The 10,204-nt window shown below is 28.2% G+C and carries 7 protein-coding genes; 6 read left to right on the top strand and 1 reads right to left on the bottom strand.

Annotated features, from left to right (window positions below):
* On the top strand, positions 1-534 hold a 534-nt coding region (locus VK071_11600; GenBank protein HLR35955.1), incomplete at its 5' end, for a solute carrier family 23 protein.
* A 90-nt stretch (positions 535-624) separates the two neighbouring features.
* On the opposite strand, the gene VK071_11595 is transcribed toward VK071_11600, so the two are convergent.
* Entirely contained in the window at positions 625-1,788 is a 1,164-nt protein-coding gene (locus VK071_11595) for a dicarboxylate/amino acid:cation symporter (GenBank protein ID HLR35954.1), read from the bottom strand.
* A gap of 422 nt (positions 1,789-2,210) precedes the next feature.
* Between VK071_11595 and VK071_11590 the strand changes: the two genes are divergently transcribed.
* The 5 genes from VK071_11590 to VK071_11570 all read left to right on the top strand — a co-directional run.
* Positions 2,211-3,221: a Wadjet anti-phage system protein JetD domain-containing protein gene (locus tag VK071_11590; GenBank protein ID HLR35953.1), complete on the top strand. Its 1,011-nt coding sequence runs from the start codon at positions 2,211-2,213 to the stop codon at positions 3,219-3,221.
* Positions 3,221-4,729 (top strand): replicative DNA helicase, encoded by a 1,509-nt coding sequence (locus VK071_11585; protein HLR35952.1) that lies wholly within the window; start codon positions 3,221-3,223, stop codon positions 4,727-4,729. Before VK071_11590 ends, VK071_11585 begins: the two co-directional genes overlap by 1 nt.
* The gene (locus tag VK071_11580; protein ID HLR35951.1) at positions 4,719-5,471 is read left to right on the top strand and encodes a DUF6063 family protein; all 753 of its coding nucleotides are present in this window, start codon (positions 4,719-4,721) and stop codon (positions 5,469-5,471) included. Before VK071_11585 ends, VK071_11580 begins: the two co-directional genes overlap by 11 nt.
* On the top strand, positions 5,422-9,888 hold the full coding sequence (locus VK071_11575; GenBank protein HLR35950.1) for a hypothetical protein: 4,467 nt from the start codon (positions 5,422-5,424) through the stop codon (positions 9,886-9,888). Before VK071_11580 ends, VK071_11575 begins: the two co-directional genes overlap by 50 nt.
* Positions 9,889-9,921: 33 nt before the next feature.
* Positions 9,922-10,204 (top strand): hypothetical protein (locus tag VK071_11570; GenBank protein HLR35949.1); only part of this gene is annotated, 283 nt, incomplete at its 3' end.

Raw genomic sequence — 10,204 nt, 5'->3', positions numbered from 1 at the left:
ACAGATAGGGAACTTTCTGGCTCAGTTATTTCCAATGGTTTAGGTAGTATTTTTGCAGCTATATTTAATGGATTACCTACTACCTCTTTCAGTCAAAATGTAGGAATGGTAGCATTTACAAAAATAATGAGTAGATTTGTGGTGGCAGTGGGAGCAATATTTTTAATTCTTGCTGGTTTGATACCAAAACTAGGTGCCCTTGTCTCTACTATTCCACAAAGTGTTATTGGTGGAGCATCTCTAATAATATTCTCTCAAATAACTCTTACAGGAATAGACATATTGACGCAAGAGCCATTAACTGATAGAGCTAAAGTTATAATTGGTCTATCCCTTGTATTCGGGATAGGATTATCCTCAGTCCCAGAGGCAATGGAACATTTTCCAGAAGGAGTTAAAATAATATTTGGTGGTTCTGGTATTGTAATAGCTTGTTTAGTTGCAATGTTACTAAATGTATTGATACCAGAAAGTAAAGGGAAAAGTGAGGTAAAAAAAGATGAAGTCAAAAAGTTAAAAGAAGTATGTGACTAATTCTCATAATTTTTAGAAAAAGGGCTATTAATATTATAAGAAACTAAAGGTCCGTTACAATAATAGTAACGGACCTTTTTTTAAGAGATTCTATTTATCAGGTTTATTAATAGCATCTACCATAACCGCTATAGCATTGTCACCAGATATATTACAAGCGGTTCCAAAGCTGTCTTGAGTAATATATAGGGCTATCATAAGAGCTAATTGTGCATCGCTGAAGTGTAAAATTGATTGAATAACCCCAAGGGCTGCCATTACAGCTCCACCGGGAACTCCAGGAGCTGCAACCATAGTTACTCCTAACATAGCAATAAAACCAAACATTTGTGGGAATGTAAAAGCCATATTATTTAATAACATTACTGCTATTGCACAACTAGTTAAGGTAATAGTACTTCCAGATAAATGAATAGTTGCACAAAGAGGAATTACAAACTCCCTAATACTTTTAGATACACCATTTTTTTCTGCAACTTCTAAGTTAACTGGAATAGTTGCTGCAGAAGATTGGGTACCAATAGCTGTTAAATATCCAGGTACCTGGTTTTTAATCATTTGGGGGAAATTTTTCTTCCCAACAGCAGAAGCAATTAAAAATTGTATAACTATTATTGTGAAATGTGTTGCTAGAACTATTAAAAATACCTTCCAAAATACTGATAAAATTCTAGCTACTTCCCCAGCATGGGCCATATTTGCAAATATTCCTAAAATGTGAAGAGGAAGTAATGGAATAATTACATTATCAATTGTTTTGCTAATAATTTCTTGAAATTCTACAGATGCATTGTAAAGGGTTCTTCCTTTTATGCTAGAGATACCTAAGCCTACTAAAAATGCTATAACCAATGCTGTCATAACACTCATAAGAGGGGGTATCTCTATAATGAAAAATGGTTCTAAAAGCTTATCCTCAGGATTTACAGCTTCTGACATAGTATTAGCTGATTGGATAAACATTGGGAATATACTAGTCGATACAACATAAGCTAAAAATCCAGCTACTAATGTAGAACCGTAAGCTATAGCTGTAGTAATTCCTAATAATCTTCCAGCACCCTGGCCTAAATCGGCAATTCCTGATACTACAAAGCCTATAATTATAAAAGGTATAGCAAATTCTAAGAAATTACTAAAAATAGAATTAAAAGTAACAAATATCCTGACGACGCTTGCAGGAAATAAATTACCAATGACTATACCCAATATAATAGCAATAATGAGCTTAGGCACTAATCCTAATTTCTTCATATAAAATCTCCTTTCTGTTTTTACTGCTTTTAAAATTTTAGGTATTTAATGAAATTTTATATTTAAACACAAGTATATATTATAAGATTTAAATATTCAACAATTAAATTATATTTGGATTCTTGCCATTTTTGCGAAAATTAAACGCTAATTTTATAAGTAAAGATTTTTTATGATATCTCTTTATCTATAGATTTGATTATTTACATAAAAGTAAGTAAATTAAAGGGTTTTTTGATATAATAAGTTTGACAAAACTAAGAACAAAAACTGAAGGAGTATTTTATAGGAAGTTATTAGCTTTATATAATATTTCAATTTTTGAGGAGAAAAGTATTTTAGTAGTTTTAATTTTAAAAAGTTTTGTAATATATAAGTGATTTATGCTTTAATATAATAAAAATTGTATAATAGGTGGTTTTATGAAAAATAAAATATTGAATCTTCTAAAGGATTATAGGAAAAAGACTATACCTTTAACTGAAATAGAAAAGACATTATCCGGAAATTTTAAGTACAGTGACTTCAGTAGAATTATGAATGATTTAGTTAAAGAACAAGTATTATCTCCAATCAAAAAACATGGAACTAATAATAAAAAAAATCCATTAGCCAATACCTATAGAATAAATAAAGTATATTTTAAACAAAATCTTATAGATGAAATAGCCACATATCAATTTAAATTAAATCCAGCTATAAATCTACAATCCTATTTCTCGTTAAATGAAAAGCAATGGAATAATGACCTGCCTTATATAAAAAAAGTAGATTATTATTTGAAAAAATATGGGTTTCCTAAGGATAAAGTTACTGCTCCACAACGATCTTATGAAATATTAGGTGATGAAAAGTGGATTGATGAAAAGGGAGGAAGAGAAGTTTTAAATAGATTAGGGCTAGTAGAAAAACTAAAGATTGACTTAGTACCAGATCCATTAATGTTTGCAATTAATAAAAATAAAATAACAAATTGTAAAGACTATGTACATTTAATTGTGGAAAATAAAGCTCCTTTTTATGCTCTATTAGATGATATTGAAAATACTAGTTTTACCTCTTTAATTTATGGAGCAGGGTGGAGTATATTTGGTGGAATATCTGTTTTTGAAAGACAAATAGGCTTGGTGGAAGGGAACCATAAATTTTATTACTTTGGAGATTTGGATTTTGAAGGTATATCTATATGGCATGGGTTAAATGAAAAAAGAGAAATAAAATTGGCCGTTGAATTCTATAAACAACTACTTAAAAAAGATATTTCTTACGGTAAGGAAAATCAAATTCCTAATGAAAAAGCAATAAACGATTTTTTAACTAATTTTCATAAAGAAGATAGTGAAATGATTCAAAATGTTTTAGAAGAAGGTGGCTATTATCCTCAAGAAGGGTTAAATAAAAGTGAGGTCATAGCAATATGGAGGAATATGTAATGAAGGTTGAAAAAACTGGAGTATTAGAAAATTATGGAGAAAGGATTGGCAGACTGGCTATTTATGAACCCTTATTAAAATTACAAAATAAACGGGGAAAGGATAATAGCAATAATCCGATAGATTATTTTAGTTTGGGCTTAATAACTCTTTTATTTTTCTTCGAAAATATGATTATTAGGAATAAAGAAACAGGGGTAAAAGAATTAGCAGAGTTTTTTTATGAAATAAATAATGGAAAAATAGATTTAGATATTAATGGATTTCAAAAAATAGCTAGAAATATAATAGATACTTTCCGTCCGCCTAGTGGAGAAAGAAACTCTAAAGTTTTTTATAATTGGGAAACTGGAAAAGAAGAAAGAATTTACTATTCTATACTAAAGGCTAGTAAATCCGATGCAAAAACTAATACTCAATACTATACCTTAGACGAACAAGGCTTAGAACTAGTGTTTGCTACAAAAGAATACTTTAGTGAATTTCAATTATCAATAAATCAATTACTTCTTAGAAAGCAATTAGAAAAGGGAGAGTTTGTAGGAGCCTTAAGGCAGGTAGATGAAATGAGATTAGCCGTAGAAAATTTAAGGGATAGAATGATTAAAATCAAACATGATATAAATAGGAATATAGTATCAGAAGAAACCCACAAAAGATATAAAGATTTAATAGAGGATATAAACATTAGACTTGTAAGAGAAAATGAAGAATTTGGGGAATTAGAATCCTTTGTAAGATATACAAAAGATAATATGGAATATGAAATTAAAGATGAAAAAGATAAAAAAGCCTATGATTTAATTATTAAAATAGATAGAGAATTAGATGAAGTTCACAGTGAACATAGAAAGTTACTTAAAGAAAGTATTTCATTAAAAACAACTGCTTTGAAGGCTGCCCAAGAGTCATTGTATTTTATGGGGTTAGAAAGCTTTAACTTTGAACAAGAAATAACAAATAGACTTATTTCTACTCCCCTACCTATTTTTGCATCAAGACAATTAGTAAAACCTTTTATGTTTTTAGAAGAGTATAAATCTTGGTCTCCTATTACAGTATTTAATGAACAAGCTATAGAATCGGAGAAAATTAGGGAAAAAATTTATGAATTTTTAGAACCAATAGATAAGGAAGTAATAGATAAATATAAAGAAGTATCACAACATAATTTTAAAAAAGTTATGGAAATTATATTAGAAATATTAGATGGTAGAAAGGAAATATCTTTAGAAGAAATTATACAATATGTAGATTTAAATAATGAAAAAATATTAGAAGAAAGATCTTTCTATGATTTCTGGATGATTATGCATCAAAAATCTCCAATAATAATAGAAAAAGATGAAGAAAAACATAGCGGATTGATTAAAGATGCTACAATTCTTTTAATTGGAAAGTACAGAAGAATTGAAGTTAAAGAGTTAAATACTATATTAGATGTTAATGACAGATTTAAAGTAAATAATATGATTTTAAAATTAGAAGGTGATAATAGTGGAATATAGAAGTACAGAGGTTATAAAGGCTTTCAATATTTATTCAAAACTAGCCCTTAAAGGATATGAAAATAGAGACGAGCTTAGACTATATACAACAGATGATAAAATAAGGGAGTTAGTAGATAATTTTGCCCATGAAGTAGATTGTACAATTATTTTGGCAGGTGAGTATGTATATATGGTACCTATTTCCACAGATTCACCTTTCCATATATCAAATGAGGAGATAAAAAGAAGGTATCTTCCAGCTAGGGCAAAAAATATAGATATATATTTAATGTATGTAGCTATAATAATATTATTTGGTGAATTCTATGACAGTTATCAAAGCTTGGAACCAACAAGAAATTTTATACCTATAGATAAATGGTTAAAGTCAGTAAATAATTATATGGCTACTTTAGATGAAATGGATAGAGAAGAATTAAAAGAATATGAAAAAGAGCAAGAATATAATTGGGGAGGTTTATTAGAGAAATGGAATGCTCTAGATGATATAAGAGAAAATGTAAAAACTCAAGATGCTAGAACTAATAGCAGAATAGGTTTTTTAAATGTAGTTAAAAAATTTTTAGAAAATCAAAATCTTGTAGTTGACATTGGAAATGAAGAAATTGAACTTACAGAAAAAGCAAAGACAATTATACAAAGATATTACATGGATTATGAGTACAATAGGGGGATATTAGATTTTATGTATGAACTTGAAAGGAAAGGAGAAGAAGAGGAAGATGCCAGCAATATCTAAAATCAGATTTACAAATGCTGTGTACGAAAACGGTGGTAAAAGATATAATGATGAAATATTTGTATTTGATGGAAATAATGGAGCCATTATTTTAGAAAATGGCGGTGGTAAAACTGTATTTATCCAATTAGCTCTTCAAGCAATACTACCTCATACAAATCTTAGTGAGAGAAGAATAAGAGATACTTTATCCCTTGAAGGTAATCCTTGTCATATTGCCATAGAGTGGATTCTGAATGAAAGACCTAGAAGATATGCCCTAACAGGAGTTACTCTATTTTTAAATAACAATAGGCTAGACTCCTATAAATATGTATATGAATATGGCCATAACGACAATCATGCCATAGATGATATTCCTTTTGTGAAAGATACAATTGATGGGAATAAACGACCAGCAAGTAGGGAAGAAATGAATGAGTATTATCAATATATGTGTAGGGAAAGTATCAATGCCCAGACTTTTTCCACCATAAGAGAGTACCATAGATATATAGAAGAAAACTTTAAAATAATACCAATTGAGTGGAGAAACATAGGAGTTATTAATGGAGAAGAGGGTGGAGTAGAAAAGTTTTTTGAAGGATGCAAAACAACGGAAAACCTTGTAGATAAACTTTTAATTCCAGTAGTAGAAGAGGCTATAGCAGGAGATGGGACGGAAGATTTTGTAACTACCTTTGAAGAACAAAGAGAACATTTTAAACAACATAATCACCTTAAAGAAAGTATAGGGGAAAGTAAGAAGATTCAGCATAAAATTGAAAGCTACGTAAATGTTTATGATGAATATTATTCTTCTGTAGAAGAGTATAATAAAGAAAAGGCCTATGGCAAAGGCTTATATCAGTATATTTTCAGGGAAAAAGAAGATATAGAAACTAAATTAATGGCAAACAGTGGAAGTCAAAACAAATGTAATGATGAATTAGAAGAATTAAATAAAAAAGAAGCTTCCTGCAAATTAGCTTTCTTAAAAGAGAAACTTCAAAATGCTAAATATAAGTATGAGGATATTTTAAAGACCTATGAAATAGTAAAAGAACAACTTAATACTAAGGAAAATAGGCATGAAAACTTAAAAATAGCAAGATATAGGAAAGATATTAAGGAATTAAATGATGAAGTTGTTCATTATGAGAACCAATTAGAATTATTAGAAAAAGATTTTGAAACTTCTGAAATAGAAAAATCTTTAGAAATGAATTCATCAAATATAAATAGCTATTATAAACAGGAAATAGATAAATTAAATAACGAAATTGCTACGCTAGATAATAAAAGAATAAAATATGAAAATGAATTAAAAAGAATAATGGGGAATAAAGAAGATATTGATAAAGAATATAATGCCCTATCAGAAGAGAATATTAGACTAGATTCAAACTTAAAAAGTAATGAAAAGGAAATGGGGAGAATAAAGAAAGAAATACTTTCAAATCCAGAGACTGAAAAAATAGAAGAAGAATATCCAAAATGGGGAGAAAGAGTTAGTAGTATTGAAAGGTATTTAATTGATTATCAAGAAAAAACAAATGCCTTTAAAAAAGAAAAACATAATATTAATGAAGAATTACCAAAGTATAGAGAACAGGAAAATAGTTTTTCTAAAACTAAAGGATCTATAGAAAAAGATATAGAAAATATAGAATACAAAGAAGAAGAACTATTAATAGATATAAAAGAACTTATCCCAAATTTAGCCCACATAAGTAATATATATACAAAACAAGAGCAAATAATAACAACTCTTGAAAATAGATGTGAAAGAATTAGAAGAGAAAAAGAAGATTTGCTAGTAGAAGAAAGAATATATTATAGATTTTTAGATGACTACAAAGATAATAAATACTTTACGGCAGATCCATTGCTAGATAAATGGATACAAGAATGGAAGAATCAATTTAACTATTTAGAGCTAGGAACAGAATATATTGAAAGAGCAGCCACCACTATGGATAGTAGTGAAAAGAAATATTATAAAAATTATCCTCATTGGGTAAATTCAGTTATTGTATCTGATAATGAAGAAGGAAAAATTAAAAAGAAATTAGAAAACTATATAGACAAAATAACTCATCCTATTATTATATTAACCCAAAATGAAGCATATGAAGTGCTAAATAATGGAGTAATAGATGATTATATATGGATTTATCCGATAATCTGGGAAAGTAATGTAATTAAAAAAGATTTTAAAGATAAAAAAGAAAAACTTAGTAAAGAAGCAGAAGATATTACCCAAAGTAGAAAATATAAAGAAATAGAATTAAAAGACCATGAAAATTTACTAGATAATATAGTAAAATTTTTAGGTGATTATCCCTATTTAGCGTATTTTATGCTTTTAAAGGATGAATTAAAAAGTACTGAGGAAAAAATATATAGTATAAAAGAAATAATTAATAAAAAAAGTAATAGAATTCAATATATTGATAGAGAAGTAGAAAATATAAATAATAAGGTCAAAGATTTAAGTACAGAGAAAGAAATATTAAATAAAAACATAGATAAAGCTAAAGATTATATAAGAAATAAAAATGATATTGAAAAAATTAGAAAAGAATCCTTTGAAATAAAAAGTCAATTAGAGAAGAAAGAAAAAGAAATATTAACTTTAGAAGAATTAATAAAATATGAGAATCAACGAATCTATGAATTAGAATACAAAATTAAAGATCTTCAAAGTATGGAATATGAAATAATAAAAGATGAATTATATAAGGCAGTAAAGAATTGTGAACCTAAAAAATCCAATATTTCCATAGAAGTATTAAAAAAAGAAAGAGAAGATTTAAGAGAATTATTAAATGAAAAACAAAAAGATAGAAGCAATATAGAGGAAAATATAAAACAGAGATTAACCATGAAAGAAAAATATGAGAAACAGTTGGATAATGAAATAAATATTGCAAAATATCCAATAGATCAAGATTTTAACTTTCCTATATATGGTGAAGAGGAAATTGGAAAACTTATAAAAGATATTAACAATTTAACCCCAAAAGTAAATAGAATGAAAAAGAAACTTGATAAAAAAGAAGAAAAATATAAAAGTACAAAAACAGAATATAATCTTAGAGAAAAAGATTTCTTTAAAACCTATGATAAAATAGTAGAATTCACGGAACCTCTAAGTCTAGTGGAAGAAAAAAATAATAAAAATAGGCAAGAATTAAATGGCAGATATAAATATTTAAAATCAATGGAAGAAAAACTTAATAAAGAATATGATTCTGTAAAAAGTGCTTTAAACTTATTAGAAAAGAAAAATGAAAGATTTGATTATTTAATAAATAAAATAGAACCAGAGACCTTATCTGAAAATATAATTACGGAACTTCCCTATAATAGGGAAAAATATATTACTAATCTTTTAGATAAATTAGAAAATCTTGGCTACAAGGTAGAAAATAGGGAATATAAGGTGTCAAGAGAGAAAACAAGTTTTGAAGCCTTTTGTAATCAATTCATTAAAGATCCAAGACTTAAAAATATGGCTATTTCAGGTATAAACCATAAAGATAATTATGAAGATTTAATTAAATGGAAGAATATTATAGATAAAAGAATAAATAAAATTATAAGAATATTAGAAGAAGATATGATGGAACATGATAAACAGATAAACCAATTTATTGACCATCTCCATTCCTATTTAAAAATTTTAGCTGAGGAAATAAGAGATATACCTAAGAAAACTAGAATAAAAGTAGAAGACAAATGGAAATCAGTATATACCATAGATGTTCCCCCTTGGGATGAACAAGTTGGAAAAGAGAAGCTTATTGAATATATAAATTGGTTGTTAGAAGATATTGAAAATATAAGGTTTAAGGATGAAGAAGGTAAAGAAGATAAAGCTTCTGTGAGAAAATATATAGAAAATAAATTCCAAGCAAAAAACTTATTAAAGATTGTAATGGGAAATGAAAAGATAAAGGTAAAGTGTAGGAAAGTTACAAATGATGGAAGAATAAATAGCTTACCTATATCTTGGGAAAAGTCCAATCGTTGGTCTGGGGGAGAAAGATGGAGTAAAAATATGACCTTGTTTTTAGGCATATTAAATTATTTGGCAGAAAAGAGACAAAATATCTTCCATGGTCAAAATAGAAACCGTACAGTTATACTAGACAATCCTTTTGGTGAAGCCTCTAGTGACCATGTATTAGATCCAGTATTTTTTATAGCTGAACAGTTAGGATTCCAAATAATAGCCTTAACAGCCCATAGTGAAGGAAAATACATTAGAGATTTTTTCCCAGTAGTATACAGTTGTAGACTTCGCCAAGCTGTAGACCAGGAAACATTAATACTAATAAAAGAAAAAGAAATTAACTATGCATTCTTTAAGGATAAAGACCCCCAAGCATTGTTAAGACTTGGGGATGTGGAACAACTAAGTATGATATAATATAGTTAATTTTATGCCGGGAGGTGATATATAATGGATGGTAAATTATATGACCTGGTGGAAAAGATGTACACGGACATGCAGGATATGAAATCCAATATGGCAACTAAGGAAGATTTGACAAGAATGGCAACTAAGGAAGACTTAACAGGAACGGCAACTAAGGAAGATTTGACAGGAATGGCAACTAAGGAAGATTTGACGGGAATGGCAACTAAGGAAGACTTGATAGGAATGGCAACTAAGGAAGATTTGACGGGAATGGCAACTAAGGAAGACTTGATGGGAATGGCAACTAAGGAAGACTTGACGGGAA

This window comes from Tissierellales bacterium, assembly GCA_035301805.1.
Taxonomy (GTDB): Bacteria; Bacillota; Clostridia; order Tissierellales; family DATGTQ01; genus DATGTQ01.
This window is presented reverse-complemented; position numbering and strand designations above follow the sequence as displayed.

Excerpts from the sequence above, each read along its gene's own strand:
- VK071_11595 (HLR35954.1), bottom strand. The coding sequence starts at position 1,788 with ATGAAGAAATTAGGATTAGTGCCTAAGCTCATTATTGCTATTATATTG.
- VK071_11590 (HLR35953.1), top strand. The coding sequence starts at position 2,211 with ATGAAAAATAAAATATTGAATCTTCTAAAGGATTATAGGAAAAAGACT.
- VK071_11585 (HLR35952.1), top strand. The coding sequence starts at position 3,221 with ATGAAGGTTGAAAAAACTGGAGTATTAGAAAATTATGGAGAAAGGATT.
- VK071_11575 (HLR35950.1), top strand. The coding sequence starts at position 5,422 with ATGAACTTGAAAGGAAAGGAGAAGAAGAGGAAGATGCCAGCAATATCT.